This window comes from Sarcina ventriculi (assembly GCF_900456775.1).
Classification (GTDB): domain Bacteria; phylum Bacillota; class Clostridia; order Clostridiales; family Clostridiaceae; genus Sarcina; species Sarcina ventriculi.
The window spans coordinates 1-18625 of the sequence record NZ_UAUL01000011.1; the positions used below are offsets into that span (position 1 = coordinate 1).

An 18625-nucleotide genomic window follows, 5' to 3' on the forward strand; every position below is an offset into this window, starting at 1 on the left:
CTTCAGTATCTGAACTAACGTCAATAGAACCTAATGAGCAAAGTGATTGAGAATTAAATTTACATGTTTCCACGGAACATACAATACAATCACAAGGTGAAGAACCTTCTGATGAAGAATTTGAGCATGCTGAATTTGTTAAATCACTATAAAGATGCTTATCTAAGAATGAGCCACAGCATGTGTCATTACATTTTTTTGAACAAGTTCCACCAATATTTATTCTATCAGCATAGCAAACTTCAGATTTATTATGAGAACAGTTGCTTACAGTACATTTAATCATTTTAATCTCTCCTTTAGTTAAAATATCTATCTAGTAATCCTTTAAAAGCTCTACCATGTCTAGCTTCATCTTTGCACATTTCGTGAACTGTATCATGAACAGCATCAAGATTATTTTTCTTAGCTAAAGTTGCAAGTTTCTTTTTACCATCGCAAGCGCCATATTCAGCTTCTACTCTAGCTTGAAGATTAGCTTTAGTATCTGCTTTTACAACCTCACCTAAAATTTCAGCAAATTTTGCAGCATGCTCAGCTTCTTCAAAGGCAATTCTTTTATAAGCCTCTCCAATCTCAGGATATCCTTCTCTATCAGCTTGACGGCTCATTGCAATATACATACCAACTTCAGTACATTCACCCATAAAATTAGCTCTTAAATCATCTATGATTTCTGGAATAGAATCTTTTGCGATACCTATTCTATGTTCATCAGCCCATATAAGTTTTTCAGTTAATTCTTGAAATTTATCAGCACTAGCTTTACAAATTGGACATTCTTTTGGTGGAGCATCTCCTTCATGAATATACCCACAAATTGTACATACAAATTTTTTCATCTAAAAATACCTCCTTTAAAAAGTCATTTTTATTATTTGTTAAAAAAACTATTTTATTCATGAAAAGTAAGCAAATTAAAAATTATAAATTGGAATATAATAAAACAAATTTGTTGAAAATGAATATTACAGATGATATACTGATTTTACAAAATAAAGAAAAATATAAAATAGGAGGGATTAAATGAAAATAAACTGGGGAAGAAAATACAATACAATAGCTATTTATTCATTATTAGTTATTTGTTGTAGCATAGTGTTTTATTTAATAGTGTCTAAAAGTGGAATATTTATAAATAAATTTCAAGAGATAATGGCTATTTTTCAGCCTTTTATTATAGGAGGTGTAATAGCTTATCTTTTAAATTTTATTTTAAAGTTTTATGAGATTAATTTATTAGGTAGAGTTTTTGAAATTAACATAAATAAAAAGGGTAAAAGAAGTTTAGCCCTTTTATTAACATATATAACATTTTTCTTATTCATATTTCTTTTTATTAAATTTGTTATTCCACAATTGTTTGAAAGCTTATTAGGTCTTGCAAATAGCATTCCAACTTATGTAAATAATTTGTCATCTTTTTTTCAAAGTAATGTAGAAAATGCTACGTTACAATCTGAGATTTTAAGTACAGTAACTGATAAGGTAAATATGGTAATAGATTATGTTATAAAGATTGCCACAGATATGATTCCTATTTTAGGAAATTTATTAATGAGTATTACTTCAAGCATATGGAATATAGTTTTAGGTATAATTATTTCTATATATATACTTATCGATAAAGAAAAATTTTATGCTCTTTCTAAAAAGGTAAGCTATGGGATTTTCTCTAAAAGAAGAGCTAATATGATAATTAAAATTGCAGAAAAAGTAAATGATACTTTTGGAAAATTTATAGTTGGTAAGATAACAGATTCTTTTATAATAGGTATATTAACTTTTATGATTTTAATAATCTTTAAAATGCCTTATGCACCTTTAATATCAGTAATAATAGGAATAACTAATATAATACCTTTTTTTGGACCGTTTATAGGTGCAGTTCCATCTACTATAATAATACTTTTTGTATCACCTATAAAAGCTTTATGGTTTTTAATAATAATTTTTATAATACAACAAATAGATGGAAATATAATAGGACCTAAAATATTAGGTGATTCTATAGGAATATCTCCATTTTGGATTTTATTTTCTATATTAGTTATGGGTAAATTCATGGGAATAATAGGCATGGTAATAGGAGTGCCATTATTTGCTGTTATTTATTCTATAATTAAAGAAATAGTCGAGGAGAAGTTAAGGCAAAAAGGGTTACCAGTATCTACTGAAGATTATGCGAATTAAAATTTATAATAGATATTAACTTTAGTTATAGTTGAATTTTCATAAAAACTCATGGCATAATATATTTAAAAAGATTATTGTAATAATGTTAAGTGAAAAAATAATACAGAATAGGAATTAGGAGAGATTATATATGAAAATTTCAACAAAAGGAAGGTATGGGTTAATAGCTATAATGGATATGGCTATATTTTCTAAATCAGATATAGTAACCCTAAAAAGTATATCAGAAAGACAAAATATATCAGAAAGATATTTAGAGCAAATATTTTCGGCTTTAAAAAAAGGTAGAATTGTAAAAGCTAAAAAAGGTCCTCAAGGAGGATATTATTTAGATGAAGAGTCATATGAATTTACAATATATGATATATTAAAAATATTAGAAGGAAATTTGGACGTTGTAAATATAGAAGAAAAAACCAATGATATGGAAAGTTTTCTATGTGATAATTTGTGGGAAAATGTCAATTCTATATTTTATAAGTATTTTAATTCTATAAAATTAGAGAATTTAGTTAAGGATTATAAAGAAAAGAAAAATGAAATAATGTATTATATATAAATTAAAATTACTTTAAATTTTAAATTTAAAGTAGTTTTAATTATTTTTTAATTATTTTTAAATTACTGAATATAATTTAATGTATACAAATAATGGTATTTCCATGAATGTATTAATCAATATGGGGAGTTAGTTAATGGATAAAGGAAAATCTAGTAAAAAAAACATTGATGATGATTCAAGAAATATTTGTTGTGATTGTCCAGATGAGTGTAAGGGACCAACAGGCGAAAGAGGACCAACAGGACCTAAAGGACCTACTGGGGCGAGAGGTTTAAGAGGTTTAAAAGGAGACAGAGGAGAAAAAGGCTCTCAAGGATTAAGGGGACCAACAGGGCCAACTGGGTGTAGAGGAATTAGAGGAGAAAAGGGAGATAGAGGAGAAAGGGGGGTTCAAGGAATCCAAGGGCCAAGAGGACTTAAAGGTCCAACTGGTTGTAGAGGTGCAACAGGACCTAAAGGGGTAACTGGAGTAACTGGACAAAGAGGAGCAACAGGGGTAGTTGGTCCAACTGGAGCGACAGGGGCAATAGGACCAACAGGACCAACGGGAATAGGAGTAACGGGACCAACAGGAGCGATAGGACCAACAGGACCAGCAAGTGGAATAACTGGAGCAACAGGACCTAGGGGAGCAACTGGAGTAATAGGTCCAACTGGAGCAACTGGTGCTACTGGACTAAGAGGGGCTACTGGTCCAACAGGAATAGGAGTTACAGGTCCAACAGGAGCGATAGGACCAACAGGACCAGCAAGTGGAATAACTGGAGCAACAGGACCTAGGGGAGAAACAGGAATAACAGGACCAACTGGAGTAACAGGGGCAGTAGGTCCAATAGGCGCAACAGGAATACAAGGTGTGACTGGAGTGACAGGACCAACAGGTGCAACAGGAATACAAGGTGCAACAGGAGCAACAGGACCTAGAGGAGAAGCGGGAATAACAGGTCCAACCGGAGTAACAGGAGAGATAGGTCCAACAGGTGCAACTGGAATACAAGGTGCAACAGGAGCAACAGGACCTAGGGGAGAAACAGGAATAGCAGGACCAACGGGAGCAACAGGAGCAGTAGGTCCAACTGGACCAACAGGATTAGGTATAATAGGGCCGATAGGACCGACAGGACCAACAGGACCAGCAAGTGGAATAACCGGAGTTACAGGTCCAATGGGAGCAACTGGACCTACTGGATTAAGAGGGGCTACTGGTCCAACAGGAATAGGAGTTACAGGTCCAACCGGAGCAACTGGTGCTTGTAAGTGTTCAAAGTCAGGATTACATTGTCAAAAATTACATTGCTCAGAATGTATAGAGCCGTTAAAAACAATATTATTTAATGATGTTACAACACCAGTTGGAGATGACATAGAAAGTGAGTATATAGAAAGTGAAAGAAAAAATATTATTAAGATATTGAATCCTGGAACTTATGCTGTGTATTGGAGTGTGTTAATTTCTAATAAGAGGTCTCGTGATATGGTCTTAACCTTTGTTGAGAATGATGATAATGATACTAACAAAATAGAACGTAGGATAGCAAACTCTGGTTTACCTGCAAATAGTGATACAAGCAGAGGTGTAATATCTGGTCAAGCATTGTTTGTAGCTAAAAAGCCTGGTATATATTCATTGATTAATGATACACCATACGCTATAACACAAGAGGCAACTAGAAATAAAGGGTATACAAAATTTTCATCAAGTATTTTGATTATAAAATTAGCTTAATTTTTAATATGTAAATATATAAGAGATATGAGTAAAATTCATATCTCTTTATTTGTGATTGTTATAAATGAAAAATAAATTTTAACACATATAATAATTTGAAAAAACACTCAAATAATTCGGTAAAATATCAAACGAATAATTCAACATAATAAAATAATAAATTTTAATGCAAGTTAATCATATAAAAACTTGCAAAAAAATATAAAAAATATTGAAAATTAATTAAAAATGCAATATAATAAAAAATAAATAAGCAAAATAAAAAGGAGTCGTGATTATATTGAAAATTCCTAGTTCTATGATGACACAACATCCGGACAATGTTGAAACATATGTATCAATACAACAAGAACCAGCAGAAGCTATTGAAGGATTATCTTCAGTTGAAAAAGGTGGGCTTGGTATACAAGAAATAATGATAGATTTTGAAGGTAAATTAACACCATATCATCAAACTTCTCAAGTAGCTTTAGGTCTTGTAAGTAATGGTGTTATTCCAGGAAAAGATGTAAGAATAACTCCTAGAATACCTAATTCTAATAAAGAATCTATATTTAGACAACTTATGAGTATTATGTCAATTGTAGAGACTAATAGTCAGGCATATGGACTTACAAAAACTCAAGCCATTTCAGAAGTTGTCGTTCCAATGATTGAAAGTGGCGAGGAAATAGCTGAATTTCAAGAGAGAGTAAATTCTGTGATAGAGATGGGTAATAAAAATTATCCAGTTCAATTCGAAAAAAATAGTGTTAGAATAATTCCTTTAGTTGAAGATGTACCATCTTTGGTTAATGTTGATAAAATATTAAATGATTTTTATTGTATTCAAAAGGAAAAAGGAGACAATATAACTGATTTAAGAATTATGATAGCAAGATCTGATACCGCTATGTCTTATGGATTAATATCTGGTGTTTTATCAGTTATTATGGCTGTTGATAAAGCATATAAATGGGGAGAAAAAGTAGGTGTATCAATAAATCCTATATTGGGTTGTGGATCGCTTCCATTTAGAGGTCATTTTAATGGGGAAAACATAGATAAAATGATAGATACTTATAGTGGAATAAAAACTTTTACTTTTCAATCAGCATTAAGATATGATTACGGAGCAGAAAAAACCAGATTAGCTGCTAAAGAATTAGATGAAAAAATTCATTTATCAATTCATAAAAATCTATCAGAAGAAGACATTAATTTATTAAAAGAATTTATTGGAATATGTTCAAAACATTATTTAACAACATTCTTAAAGATTATAAATACTGTATCTTTTGTTTCAGATTTTATTCCTAAAAATAGAGATAGACTTACAAAAGCAAAAACAGGTTTAGAATATAATAGAGAAGTTGCAAATTTAGATAATATAGCTAATCTTGTTAAAGATGAAAAGCTTAAAAAAGAAATATTATCAATAGATAATTCAAAAGATTATGCAGTTCCAAGAGCAATTTCTTTTACTGGTGCGATGTACACTTTAGGTATGCCGCCTGAAATATTAGGAATGGGAAGGGCTTTAAAAGAAATAAAAGAAAAATATGGGCAAGAGGGAATTGACAAGCTTTTAGATGTGTACCCTATGCTTACGGAGGATTTAAAGTTTGCGGCTAAATTTGCAAATGTTGGAGTGTCTAAAAAAATAATAGATGAAATTGCAAGGGAAGAATATAAAGAAGATATGATTCTTGTAAATGAGATATTAAACCTAGGCATAGATTATAAATATCTTGAAGAAAATGATTTTTATCACACACTATTAAAAACAACTCGTCCTATAATAATGCATCTTATGGGACTTGAACAAGATGTAATATCTAGCAAGACAGAAGAGCTTAAAATTCTTAATGAATGGATTGTTAGAATGGGGAAAGTTCGTGGAAGTATAGGATAAAAAGTTATGTAATAATAACACCTTTGTTAATTGATATTTAATTAATATTGATTAATGAAGGTGTTTTTATTGGCATATAATTATTAAAAGAAATCTAGTATTAGAACTATTCACAATTTATACAAAAACCATGCATTGTTGCGATAAATTTTGGATTGATATCATTTAAACGTTTTTTAAAAGCATCAAGTTTCTCTTTATTAGGAATATTTTGTAACCTAATATTATTAATCTCTGTTTTCCATAAACTATCAATAACTTTTCCAGCAGCATCTCCAAAGCTTAACATTAAATCGCTACTAAAAAATATATTACGTTTTTCTTCATAAAATACAAGACCATTTTGTAAGTGTACTTCTGAAGGATAATCAATGCATTTAATAGAGAAATTGTTGCCCTTAATTATATCACCATGTTCTTTAGAAATTACTCTACATTTATATCTAAATCCAGGTAATTCTCGTGCGCCGATTTGAGAACATACTATAATTGCATCTGGGAATTCTTTTACAAACACTGATAAACCACCACATTCATCTGATTCAATGTGTGGTATTAAAATATATTTTAATCTTTTATCACCTAATATTTTTTTTATTTCAGGTAATATTAGCTCTGCTTGTTGATATGTGCCAGTACATATTAAAACAGGCTCTTCAGTTAAAAGTAAATATTGATGAATAGTAAAATTCATAAAAGAAAGATTTTGTGTGAATTGATATAAATCATTATATATTTTCATTATTTTTCTCCTTTAGCTAAAATAATTTTTGTGTTAAAATTTATACAACATTTGTTGCAAATATAGAATAATACTTTTTCATCTATTTTTCAATGAAAAATCATCAATTGCAACATAAATAGGGAGTGTGTTGCATTATGTCAAAAAAACAATTAACAAAAGAATATATTGTTCAAAGCTTATTTATTCTTATGAAAACTAAGGATTATACTGATATTACAATTCAAGATATAACCAATAAAGCAGGAGTCAATCGTTCTACGTATTACCGTAATTTTAGTTGTAAGGAGAATATTATAGAAACTTTTTTCAATAAAATTATGGATGATTATTTAGAAGAATATAAATGTATGAAAAATAACTCTATTAAAACTTATTTATATACTTTATTTAAACATTTTTATAATTATAAAAGTGAACTTTTATTAATAGATAAAAATAATTTAACTTACATATTTTTAAATGTATTGAACAACTATTTTAATAAAATATATAATTTGGCTGAAACGAATTTGGAAATGCGATATGAATTATATTATCATATTGGAGGAATTTACAGTAATTATAAGTTGTGGTTTTCTCGCGGGATGAAGGAAACTCCTGAAAAATTAGCTGATATTGTTTATTCAACAATTAAAAAAGAATTATCACCTTATTTATTAGAAAGTAATAAATAATTTATAAAGAAATATAATAATGTAAAAACAATTTAACTTTAAACTAATAAATGAATAAAGTATGTATAATAACACCTAAGTTAATTAACATTTAATTTTATTAACTTAGGTGTTTTTGTTAAGATAAGTTATTAGGTGAATAAAGGCAATGTTTTTTTATAAAACCAAATGAAAAAGTTTTGAGTAATTTTTCATATTCAGATTTTGAAAAATTATTTCCTTTATACAAAACATCATAAATATTTCCAGAATCCACTAATTTGTATTTTGTATCAACAAATCCATTTTTAAAATAAAATTTTTGCCGATTAAGCCTTTGTTTATAGTCAGCATATTTATTAGAAACAGTTTCGATATTTAAAATAATATTATTGTTTTGTTTATTATTAGAAATTAAATTCAAAATTTTTGTTCCATAACCTTTTGAGCGAATGCTTGTATCGATTGCTAAATACAATATAAAAGTTATGTTATTATTATGAATTAAATAGCTAAATCCACAAAATATATTATTATCATAAAATGCCAAAAAATCAACACAAGTTCTTTTAGACATTATATTTAATAACCAAATTGGTAATCTTTCATTTTTAGGAAATGATTCTTTATATAGATTTAAAATGTTTTTGTATTCTTTTAAGCGTGAATTAACAACTTTTACTTTTAGCATTTTTACCTCCATTAATATTATTGTGCATATATTATATATTTTTTAAAATAAATAATATATGAAATTATCTATTGAGTTTAGCTTATCACAATTTATTATATATTTTATTGGTATAGTTAGGCTATTTTTTAAAGTTATTTATGATTATATGTGTATTTATTAATTTTAAATTATAAATATGTTAATTAAAAAATTTTCATTAATCAACTTAAATGAGCAAAATAAGTGATTTATCCTATGTATTTTCAAAAACAAAAAGAATAGAATAATATCATAATATTTATAAAAGTTCAACAAAGGAGATAATTTATGAACATAAAACAAATTAGAAACGCTACATTAATAATTGAATATGCAGGTAAAAAATTTTTAGTAGATCCAGTATTTGCTGATAAAGGAACTTATCCACCTTTTCCAAATTCACTTAGACAAGATGAAAATAATCCATTAGTTGATTTACCAGTTACTATAAAGGAACTAATAGATGTAGATGCTGTAATTGTTACACATACTCATTTAGATCATATTGATGATGTTGCGAAAGAAAGTTTGCCAAAAGATATAAAAATATTTGTTCAAGATAAACACGATTATAATGAAATGAGAGAATGTGAATTTAATAATATTGAGATATTAAGTGAAAATACACAATTTCATAATATAAAATTAATAAAAACATTAGGTCAACATGGAAGAGGAAAGATATTAGAGTCTATTGGAAATGTTTGCGGGGTGGTTTTTAAAAGTGATAATGAAAAAACTTTATATTTAGCAGGTGATACTGTTTGGTATGAAGAAGTTGAAAAAACTCTTAGTATACATAAACCCGAAGTAATTATTATAAATGGTGGGGATAATCAAATTTTCGATAAGGGCTCATTAATTATGGGGAAAAATGACATACATGAAGTTCATAAGTGTTTACCTAATTCAAAGCTTTTAATTACACATATGGAAGCTATGAACCACTGGACATTATCAAGAAAAGAATTAAGAGAATTTACTAAAGAAAAAGGATTTTCAAATAAAGTTTTAATTCCAAAAGATGGTGAGAATTATGAACTTTAATTTTAAATTTACTAAGTAATGGTATGTACTTAAACAATGAAATACTGCAATGATAAAAATCATTACAGTATTTCATTAATAATTAATGTAACTTTATAATTTACAAATTGATTTAATTTTACTACAAATTCGTCTAATTCTTTATTTGATGAAAATTTACATTCAAGAATATAGCATCCATCTCCACTAATTTTATAGTGATGTATTATAAAGTTTTTTTGAGTTGATATAAATTTCATGTAGGTATTATGATTTTGTAAATTTGTATGGGTGACTGTAATTAGTGCATGTATAGGGTAACCTAATTTTTCGTTATTTAATTTAATAGTATAGCCCTCTATTAACCCTCTATCTTCTAATTTAGCAACTCTGATAGATGTTGCTTGTCCAGTCATATGTATTTTTTCGCCCAATTCTTTCATTGTTATTCTACTATTTTTGCTTAATTCATTTAAAATATTTTTGTCTATTTTATCTAACACATCAAATCTCCATTTAATTTAAATTATATAGTTTAATTGTTTATCCCCATAGTTATCCATTGACTATTAACATATCCTTTATAAGGCACACTACTTATAGTAACAATAACTTCATCATAATTTGTACCATCAACATTTTGTTTAAGTACTTCTATTTGTCTTCCATGACCTAAATATTGTCCACCAGGTATTATTTCGCTATTAGAATCTGGTTTATAATATAAATTTGCGTTATTAGAATTTATAGTTGCATTAGGGTTATATGTTTTATTAGAGACTATATTTTTTGATGGAGTATTATCAGTATTGACATTGTCTACATTGCTTACATTAGTTGTTTGCTGTGTGCTTGAAATACTATTAGTTGATGCGCTATCAGTGGTATTTTGAGTATTATTAACTGAGAATATGTTGTAGGCAGCAAATCCAATTATTAATCCAACGAAAAATAAAATTACTGCAGATATTAATGCACAAATTATTAATTTAATTTTTTTATTCATTTTATTTGCTCCTTTATAGATTAAGTGCTAGTTTAGTTATCAAAAAATATATCATAATTATATTTATTTCTTCTTTAATAAATATTTTATCTCAAATGCTACTCGAATCAAATATGTATATATTGGATTTATTAGATTTACAGATACTTATATAAATTATACTACACTATGCTTTAGTATTCTTTAACTGTGAAAAATTTTATTTGTATAAAAATATAAAAAATGAAAATAATATGAAATGGAGGTAGATATGAATAAAGTAAATTGTAAAATAAGATGTGCTGTTATGGATTTAGATAATGAAATAAAAATCTTTTTAAATGACAATTATTTAAATAGTGATACATATAGTTTTTTTATAAATAATAAAGAAATAGAAAATTTTGGTATAGATGTACTGGAAGATAGAAAAACCATTATAATAAAGGACATTCCAAATATAATTGCTAGTGATATATTAGAGATTAAGATTAATGATAAATATTACAAGGTTATACTTAGGAATTTTTTAAATAAATTTTATTATGATAAAGATGACTTAGGCGTTACATTTGATAAAAACAGAATAAGAATAAAAATATGGGCACCTACAGCATACAGGATTCAAATCTGTCTTTATAATTATTATAATGAACATATAGATAGGCCTTGTGAAGTATATGAAATGTCTTTTAATAGTGATAGCGGAGTTTATGATGTGGAGTTGAATAAAATAAATAAAAATAAATATTATTTATTTAAACTCTATTTTAAATATAGAAATGATAAAGAAATAGATTTAAAGGTAAAATATGCTATTGATCCATATGCTAAGGCAGTTAGTGTTAATGGTGAAAAGGGTGTTTTATTAGATATTAATGATAAAGAGTTAAAACCTAAATATTGGGAAAATGATAAAAGACCTTTTATTGAAAATATGGAAGATACAATTTTATATGAGATGCATATAAGAGATTTTACTATAGATGAGAATAGTGGAGTTTCTCAAAGAATAAGAGGTAAATTTTTAGGAGCAGTTCAAGAAGGAACTTTTTATATAGATAAAGAGAGTAAAAAAAAATGTAAAACAGGAATAGATCATTTAAAAGAACTTGGAATAACTCATGTACATATAATGCCATGTTTTGATTTTGATTCAGTAGATGAAAAAAAGATAAATGATAAAAGCAACAGAAATTGGGGATATGATCCTAAAAATTATAACGTTCCAGAGGGAAGCTATGCTACAAATCCATATAAACCTAATGTGAGAATTATAGAATTTAGGGAAATGGTTAAAAAATTTCATGCAAATGGTATAAGAGTAGTTATGGATGTTGTTTATAATCATATGGCAAGCATAGAAAATTTAGAAAATATAGTCCCTTATTATTACTTTAGAACTGGTGACTTTTGCGACTTAACAAATGGATCTGGATGTGGAAATGAGCTTGCGACAGAAAGACCTATGGTTAGAAAACTTATTGTAGATTCTATAATTCATTGGGTAAAAAATTATAATATAGATGGTTTTAGATTGGATTTAATGGAACTTATAGATAAAGAAACAATTGATGAAATAGTTTTAAAGGTTAAAGAAATAGACAAGAATATTATAATATATGGAGAACCGTGGAAGGCTGATTATTCCCCTCTTAAAAATGGAACTTATAAAGGAAGTCAAAAGGGAAAAGATTTCTCAATATTTAATGATACTTTTAGAGATGCTATAAGAGGGGATAATTCTCCATCATGGGGATATATAAATTGTGATGCACATAATAGAGATAAGGCTTGGAGCGTTATAGATGGTTTAAAAGGTTCTATATATACAATTACAAAATTACCAAGGGAATCCATTAATTATGTGTCAGCCCACGATAATTATACATTATGGGATCAAATAGAAAAATCAATGGATTGTAATATAGAAAATGGACAGTATCAGAATATAAAAGATGAAAATATTTTTGAAAATTACAAAGTTCGTCAGTTGGTGTTAGGAGTTGGAATTATTTTAACAGCTCAAGGCATTCCATTTTTGCATAGTGGGGTAGAGTTTTTAAGGAGCAAACAAGGAGATCATAATAGTTATAGGAGTTTAGATAATATAAATAAAATAAATTGGGCAGATAAAATTAAATATTATGAAGTATTTAGTTTTATAAAAGGTCTTATAAAAATTAGAAAGGGACATAAGGCTTTTAGAAAAAGTTCAGATTTGGATATTAGAAATAATCAAAATATATTTTTTATTAATAATGATGAAAATAGCGGAGTTATAATATCTCATTTATACAATAATTCAGATGATAAATGGAAAAATATATTAGTTATATATAATGCAACTTCAATAGATGATTATGATGTCAATTATAAGATACCTAAAAGTCATAGTGGGAAATGGAATATAGTAGTAAATAATGAATATGCAGGAGAAAATATAATAGATATTGTGGATGAAAATAATATTCCTAAAATTAAATCTCATTCAATGTTAATGCTGTTTGAATAAATTATAAATAATATAAGAACTCCCATATATAATGGGAGTAGAATTTTAGATGAATTTAAAATTACTTTAATCATTATCATTTCTATAGATTTCTAACCTTAAAATATTTTTTTCGAAAGAAATATTACATTTATCAATCATCATTCCTACTAGAGAAATTTGAGAGCCAGTTTCATTTTCTCCTATTAAATTCCAATAGTATTCTTCTATTTCATGTTGTCTTGGAACGCATAAAGAATCTTTTAAAATATTGAAATTTTTATCTTTTAAATTAGAGATATTGCCAGTAAGTAAAAAGTGTGAAGTATTATTATTAATGGATAAATCTATATGAATGTCTGTGCAACCTAGATTTAAAAAAAATGCAACTAGTTCATTCATAATTCTTAAGTTTTTTTCTGTTTTGAATTTCATAACTTTAGTTACTCCTTTTTAAAAATTGTTATAATTGGAATTATTATCATAGCAACAAAACCACAAGATAAGCCGTTATTATATAAATTAAGACCACCATGTAAATAAACAAGGTTTGTAACTAGCATTATATGAAGAAATCCAGAGATTATTCCCCATAAAGGACCAAACATTCCGGCAATAGGTGCAAGACCTGTGGATAGTAAAACAGAAATTATTATATTAGGGCTTGTAATTGGCTTTGAGTATACAAATGAACCTAATATAGCACCTAAAATAATTGGCCACACATTTTTAAAATGCTTTCCGAAAAAACCAAATCCTATTATAGTAAATATACTTCCAATTGTTGGACCATTAAAATCAGCACCAAGAATTAAAAGTAAAATAGTAGATAATAATGATAAAATTCCAACATTTAAATAAGTTGATTCTTTATACATTATGAAAAAATCGCTAACTAAAATACCACTTTGTTTATTTATAAGTTTTAGCTTTTGTACGGGATTATCTCCATAAATAAATGCAAGAGCTATAAAATATATAGATATTATGAACATAAAAATAACCAAAATAGTATCATTTCCAGTATACCAATATAGAGTGTTTTCAAATTCTAAGCCTTTTGCTCTTAAAAAAGACATTAGAAACATAGCTATAAGACCGCCTGCAAAACCAATATTATAAAGATTGTAACCCTTATGAGCTTTTATACAATGAGATGAGATTGGTGGCAATATAAATCCCATAAAAACTGAAATTAAAAAGCCAAGGGTTGTTGATATAAAGGGGTTGAGGTTTGAAATATATCTAATTTGATTTATAGTTGGTGATAAAGTGGTTGCAAGAAGTGTAACTAAAGTATAATTTAAAAACGGTTCTTTTTGGTATTTAGAATAAAGAAAAACTCCAAACATTATAGGCCAAATATTTATTATATTTTTTCCAAAAAAAGAAAAACCACCAATAAGCCATAGAGACATTAAAGTTGCTCCATTTGGTTTTATTCCATTTAGAATAAGCAAGAAAACACAAGCGCTACTTGTTATCGCAACGTTTATAAGAGTTGCGCCTATACCTCCGATGACCATATAATCAGTTATTAAAATATCTGGAGATAATACTATATTTATCATTCCATTTAAAATATTAGTAGGTGTATCTACTATAAATGCAAACATTATAAAGTATAAATATAATATTAAATGAAAAATATAAGGCAAAAAAAGTTTTCTTTTTATCATCAAGTAGAATATCTCCTTCTTTTTGTATATAATACCATAAATAGGGTTTTTAATCAATAAATGATATTTTCAAGTACATAAATATTAGATGGATTGTTGATTGAAAATTATAATTAATTTTTGAGTTTTCAAGGAGAATTTATGAAGAATTATAATAAGAAGATACAGGAAAAGGTTCTTTTAGAAAATGATAAATGTATATTAAAATGTGATTGTAATGGGAAAATAGTTGTTAAAAATTTATGTAGATCAAATGATAAGGTGTTGTTAAAATTAAGTGATATAGTAAGTAAGTTAAATAATGTGGAAATGTCTAAAAAAGAGAGATATGTATATGTTCAAAGTATTCAAGATTTAGGTTCTTTAGTTAATGTAGATGAAAATTTGGCTGTTAGAAATATAGAAAATTTAGAAAATAATCTAGAACAAGGATTAAGATTAAAAAAAAGATTGCAATATGTATTTACTGTAGTTTTAGTGTTTCTTGTGTTAATTATAGGATGTTTTTTTCTAAGAAATATATTAGAGGATGTAAGTTATATTTTTATTTGTAGTAGTTTAGGAGGCATTTTAGCAATTCTTTATAAACAGGATACTGTAAATATAGATTATATAGTGGCAACTTATGCGATAATATTAGAAGCTTTAAAGAGAGTGGTTATAACTATTGTTGTTGGTGGCATTGGATTTATAGCAATAAAAGCAGATATAATATTTCCTAATTTAGATACTGTAGTAAATAAATATACATTAGATTTGGTTATGATAGTATGTGGATATAGTATAAATTTTATTCCTAATATTTTGGATAAGATGTTAGAAAATAATAATTCTAAAAATAATAAATAAAAAGTGTTTAGATCAAAATATAATACAATATTTTGATCTTTTTTTATAAAACAAAAAAAGATATTGAAAAAATTATTGTATTATTGTATTATTGTATTAATATAATTTATATATAAATAAAATAAGGAGGTGTAAAAGTGGATTGGAATATAGATAATAATAAGCCGATTTATATTCAGCTTGTAGATAAGTTAAAATCAAAAATTATTTCAGGAGAGATACCTCCAGGGGCAAAACTTGAATCTGTACGGAATTTAGCAGAAGATGCAGAGGTTAATCCAAATACTATGCAAAAAGCGTTAGTTGAACTTGAGCGGGAAGAATTAGTATATAGTAAGAGGACTAGCGGAAGATTTGTAACTGATAATGAGGAGAGAATAAAAAGAATGAGGGAAGAGGTTGCTAATAGAGAAATAGAAAATTTAAAGCTTATATTAAAGGAGTTAGGATATAGCGAAGAGGAAATTATAAATCTTATAATAAATAATATAAAAGGGGAAATATAGATGGAAAGTATTGTAGAGTTTAAAGATGTTTATAAAGGTTATGGAAAAAAACAAGTGTTAAATGGTATAAATTTAAATATACCAAAAGGAAAAATAGTAGGGCTTTTAGGACCAAATGGAAGTGGAAAATCTACTATGATAAAACTTATGAATGGACTTTTAAGTAAAGATAGTGGAATAATTTTAATAAATGGATTAAAGCCATCAAAGCAAACTAAAAAAATAGTATCATATCTTCCAGAGAGGACGTATCTTAATGATTGGATGAAGGTTAAAGATATATTAGAATTTTTTAAAGATTTTTATAGCGATTTTGATATGGAAAAAGCAGAAGAAATGTTAAAAAGTTTAAATATAGATAAAAATGAAAAATTAAAAACAATGTCTAAAGGTACAAAAGAAAAAGTACAATTAATTTTAGTTATGTCAAGAAAAGCAGAACTTTATATATTAGATGAACCAATAGGTGGAGTAGACCCAGCAGCTAGAAGTTATATATTAAAAACAATTATGACTAATTATTTAGAAGATAGCACGCTTTTGATTGCAACACATTTAATTAGTGAAATTGAGAATATATGTGATGAAGTGATATTTATATCTAATGGAAACATAGTTCTTCAAGGTAATGTTGATGAAATTAGAGAAGAAAAAGGAAAATCTATAGATGCGTTATTTAGGGAGGAATTTAAATGTTAGGGAAGTTGATGAAATATGAACTAAAAGCATGCGGAAGAATATTTGTTCCATTATATGTAGCTATTTTGGTTGTAGCAGCAATAAGTGGAATATTTTCAAATACACAAAGCTTTCAAGTAGCTTCAATATTAATTTTTATACTTATGGCACTTTTTATAGGATTAATGGTAGTAACAATTGTTCTTATAATACAAAGATTTAAAAAGAGTTTGTTAGAGGATGAAGGCTATCTAATGTTTACACTTCCAGTATCTATTAAAAACCTTATATTATCTAAATATTTAACATCTCTTATTTATATAATTTTAAGCACAATAATAGCTATATTATCGTTTATATTAATATTATTATTTGGAGGGAATTTAGATATAAGTGCATTTTTAAATCATGAATTTTGGAGTGTTGTAAATCAAGGATTATCACAAAAAGATATCATTTTTCCTGTTATTATTATGATAATAAGTGGATTCTTAGTTTATACAATGTTTATATTTAATGTTTATATATCTTTATCAATAGGTCATTTACCTAAATTCAATAAAAATAGAACTTTATTTGGAATTATAACATTTTTTGCAATAAATATTATAATAGGAATTGTTCAAAGTGTTATTCAAGTAACATTTATAAGTAATGCTTATAAAATTCAGGACATATATTCACTTTTATCAGCATTTAATTTATATGAAGTTGTAAATATTATAGTAAGTATAGTGATAATATTAATTCTTTTTGTAGGAACTAGTTGGATTTTAAATAAAAAATTAAATTTAGAATAAGCAAAAAAAAGATCTGAAATTTCAGATCTTTTTTTATTATAAGTAGTATTTACAAAAAATTAAAATATTTTAATGATATTAATTATCATTTTCATTTACAAATAGGAATCATTATGATATTATAAGAATATATTAAATAACAAATAAAACATAAATGAGAGGAGAGTTTTAATAATGAGTAAGATAAATATAATATATTGGAGTGGTACAGGAAATACGGAAGCTATGGCAAATCATATATATAATGCTTGTAATAAAGAGAATTCCAAAATATTAAGTGTTGATAAAGCAACAGTTAAAGATGCGGAAGAAGCTGATGTTTTATTTTTAGGATGTGCAGCTATGGGGGATGAAGTTTTAGAAGAGTCTGAAATGGAGCCTTTTATGGAAAGCATTGAAGGATCTATAAAAGGAAAGAAAATAGCTTTATTTGGTTCTTATGGCTGGGGTGATGGCCAATGGATGAGAGATTGGGAAGAGAGAATAACAAAATGTGGTGGAGTTTTAGTTGAAGATAGTATAATATCAAACGGAGAGCCAACTGACGAAGAAATAGAAAAATTATCAAATTTAGGAAGAAAATACTCAGTATAATATTTTAAATTTAAGAAATAATAAATGTGTCGTTAATAACCTTAAAAATAGTAAATCGTACAAGCAAAAACATTCTACAATTTTGTAGAATGTTTTTTATTTTTTATATAGTCAATAATTAATAAAATTTGCAATAATATTTTAATATTTATTACATATTTATAAAAAAATAGAATTAATGTATAATATAATAAAATGGATGATTAGTGAAAATAATAAAAACTTTGTAAAACAATAGCGAAAAACAATTATTTATTTAAATTAAAAATAAATTATAAGAAAGTAAGGGGTATTATATTGGTTATTTTTTGGAACTTAACAATTTTATTGCAATTAATGGTAATAGGTATAGGATTAATCTTAATGAAACTTTATAGTTCTATTGATTATAAAATAGTGATAACTACTGGAATACTAATGCAATTTTCGATTTCTACTGGATTTATTTTAACATTTTTATTTTAAAAATTGAAATTTTACTTTTCTTGTTTTTATAAATAATTTTACTTATTATTTAAACATG

At 26.5% G+C, this 18625-nt stretch carries 21 protein-coding genes; 13 read left to right on the forward strand and 8 right to left on the reverse strand.

Annotation, left to right across the window (positions count from 1 at the left end; translation table 11 throughout):
- Both DR020_RS10290 and DR020_RS10295 read right to left on the reverse strand, forming a co-directional pair.
- A partial coding sequence (locus tag DR020_RS10290; RefSeq protein WP_408069137.1) for a DUF1540 domain-containing protein occupies positions 1-286 on the reverse strand: 286 nt, incomplete at its 3' end.
- A 13-nt stretch (positions 287-299) separates the two neighbouring features.
- On the reverse strand, positions 300-842 hold the full coding sequence (locus tag DR020_RS10295) for an NADH peroxidase (RefSeq protein ID WP_055257718.1): 543 nt from the start codon (positions 840-842) through the stop codon (positions 300-302).
- A gap of 184 nt (positions 843-1026) precedes the next feature.
- Between DR020_RS10295 and DR020_RS10300 the strand changes: the two genes are divergently transcribed.
- From DR020_RS10300 to ppcA, 4 genes are all read left to right on the forward strand, one after another.
- Complete coding sequence (locus DR020_RS10300) at positions 1027-2193, forward strand: AI-2E family transporter (RefSeq protein WP_055257716.1); 1167 nt, start codon at positions 1027-1029, stop codon at positions 2191-2193.
- Positions 2194-2326: 133 nt separating this feature from the next.
- Entirely contained in the window at positions 2327-2755 is a 429-nt protein-coding gene (locus DR020_RS10305; protein WP_112365892.1) for an RrF2 family transcriptional regulator, read from the forward strand.
- Positions 2756-2891: 136 nt separating this feature from the next.
- Positions 2892-4484: a collagen-like domain-containing protein gene (locus tag DR020_RS10310; RefSeq protein ID WP_112365893.1), complete on the forward strand. Its 1593-nt coding sequence runs from the start codon at positions 2892-2894 to the stop codon at positions 4482-4484.
- Between the two features lie 283 nt (positions 4485-4767).
- On the forward strand, positions 4768-6381 hold the full coding sequence (gene ppcA, locus DR020_RS10315) for a phosphoenolpyruvate carboxylase (protein ID WP_112365894.1): 1614 nt from the start codon (positions 4768-4770) through the stop codon (positions 6379-6381).
- Positions 6382-6487: 106 nt separating this feature from the next.
- Here the strand turns inward: ppcA and DR020_RS10320 are convergent, their stop codons facing one another.
- Positions 6488-7123: an oxygen-binding di-iron domain-containing protein gene (locus DR020_RS10320; protein ID WP_235865693.1), complete on the reverse strand. Its 636-nt coding sequence runs from the start codon at positions 7121-7123 to the stop codon at positions 6488-6490.
- 137 nt (positions 7124-7260) lie between these two features.
- Here DR020_RS10320 and DR020_RS10325 point away from each other — a divergent pair, with 137 nt between their 5' ends.
- The gene (locus DR020_RS10325) at positions 7261-7800 is read left to right on the forward strand and encodes a TetR/AcrR family transcriptional regulator (protein ID WP_112365896.1); all 540 of its coding nucleotides are present in this window, start codon (positions 7261-7263) and stop codon (positions 7798-7800) included.
- Between the two features lie 118 nt (positions 7801-7918).
- On the opposite strand, the gene DR020_RS10330 is transcribed toward DR020_RS10325, so the two are convergent.
- Complete coding sequence (locus DR020_RS10330; protein ID WP_160110467.1) at positions 7919-8470, reverse strand: GNAT family N-acetyltransferase; 552 nt, start codon at positions 8468-8470, stop codon at positions 7919-7921.
- Positions 8471-8779: 309 nt separating this feature from the next.
- Here DR020_RS10330 and DR020_RS10335 point away from each other — a divergent pair, with 309 nt between their 5' ends.
- The gene (locus DR020_RS10335) at positions 8780-9538 is read left to right on the forward strand and encodes an MBL fold metallo-hydrolase (protein ID WP_112365898.1); all 759 of its coding nucleotides are present in this window, start codon (positions 8780-8782) and stop codon (positions 9536-9538) included.
- Between the two features lie 62 nt (positions 9539-9600).
- Here DR020_RS10335 and DR020_RS10340 read toward each other — a convergent pair whose 3' ends face one another.
- Positions 9601-10020: an Lrp/AsnC family transcriptional regulator gene (locus DR020_RS10340; RefSeq protein ID WP_058991554.1), complete on the reverse strand. Its 420-nt coding sequence runs from the start codon at positions 10018-10020 to the stop codon at positions 9601-9603.
- A gap of 32 nt (positions 10021-10052) precedes the next feature.
- Complete coding sequence (locus tag DR020_RS10345) at positions 10053-10523, reverse strand: hypothetical protein (RefSeq protein WP_055257701.1); 471 nt, start codon at positions 10521-10523, stop codon at positions 10053-10055.
- Between the two features lie 250 nt (positions 10524-10773).
- Here DR020_RS10345 and pulA point away from each other — a divergent pair, with 250 nt between their 5' ends.
- Complete coding sequence (gene pulA, locus DR020_RS10350; RefSeq protein WP_160110468.1) at positions 10774-13017, forward strand: type I pullulanase; 2244 nt, start codon at positions 10774-10776, stop codon at positions 13015-13017.
- Between the two features lie 66 nt (positions 13018-13083).
- Here the strand turns inward: pulA and DR020_RS10355 are convergent, their stop codons facing one another.
- Together DR020_RS10355 and DR020_RS10360 are read right to left on the reverse strand one after the other, a co-directional pair.
- The gene (locus DR020_RS10355) at positions 13084-13431 is read right to left on the reverse strand and encodes a hypothetical protein (RefSeq protein ID WP_055257697.1); all 348 of its coding nucleotides are present in this window, start codon (positions 13429-13431) and stop codon (positions 13084-13086) included.
- Between the two features lie 8 nt (positions 13432-13439).
- Complete coding sequence (locus DR020_RS10360; RefSeq protein WP_112365900.1) at positions 13440-14675, reverse strand: DUF1576 domain-containing protein; 1236 nt, start codon at positions 14673-14675, stop codon at positions 13440-13442.
- 141 nt (positions 14676-14816) lie between these two features.
- Between DR020_RS10360 and DR020_RS10365 the strand changes: the two genes are divergently transcribed.
- The 6 genes from DR020_RS10365 to DR020_RS12260 all read left to right on the forward strand — a co-directional run bounded on the left by DR020_RS10365 (position 14817) and on the right by DR020_RS12260 (position 18567).
- Positions 14817-15524 (forward strand): hypothetical protein, encoded by a 708-nt coding sequence (locus DR020_RS10365; protein WP_112365901.1) that lies wholly within the window; start codon positions 14817-14819, stop codon positions 15522-15524.
- 137 nt (positions 15525-15661) lie between these two features.
- A complete protein-coding gene (locus DR020_RS10370) occupies positions 15662-16030 on the forward strand; it encodes a GntR family transcriptional regulator (RefSeq protein WP_055257688.1) in 369 nt (122 codons plus the stop codon).
- Positions 16031-16729: an ABC transporter ATP-binding protein gene (locus DR020_RS10375; RefSeq protein WP_112365902.1), complete on the forward strand. Its 699-nt coding sequence runs from the start codon at positions 16031-16033 to the stop codon at positions 16727-16729.
- Complete coding sequence (locus tag DR020_RS10380) at positions 16723-17508, forward strand: ABC transporter permease (protein ID WP_112365903.1); 786 nt, start codon at positions 16723-16725, stop codon at positions 17506-17508. The genes DR020_RS10375 and DR020_RS10380 overlap by 7 nt, the downstream gene beginning before the upstream one ends.
- Before the next feature lie 174 nt (positions 17509-17682).
- The gene (locus tag DR020_RS10385; RefSeq protein WP_058991566.1) at positions 17683-18102 is read left to right on the forward strand and encodes a flavodoxin; all 420 of its coding nucleotides are present in this window, start codon (positions 17683-17685) and stop codon (positions 18100-18102) included.
- A gap of 297 nt (positions 18103-18399) precedes the next feature.
- A complete protein-coding gene (locus DR020_RS12260) occupies positions 18400-18567 on the forward strand; it encodes a hypothetical protein (protein ID WP_160110469.1) in 168 nt (55 codons plus the stop codon).
- The last annotated feature ends 58 nt before the right edge of the window (positions 18568-18625 follow it).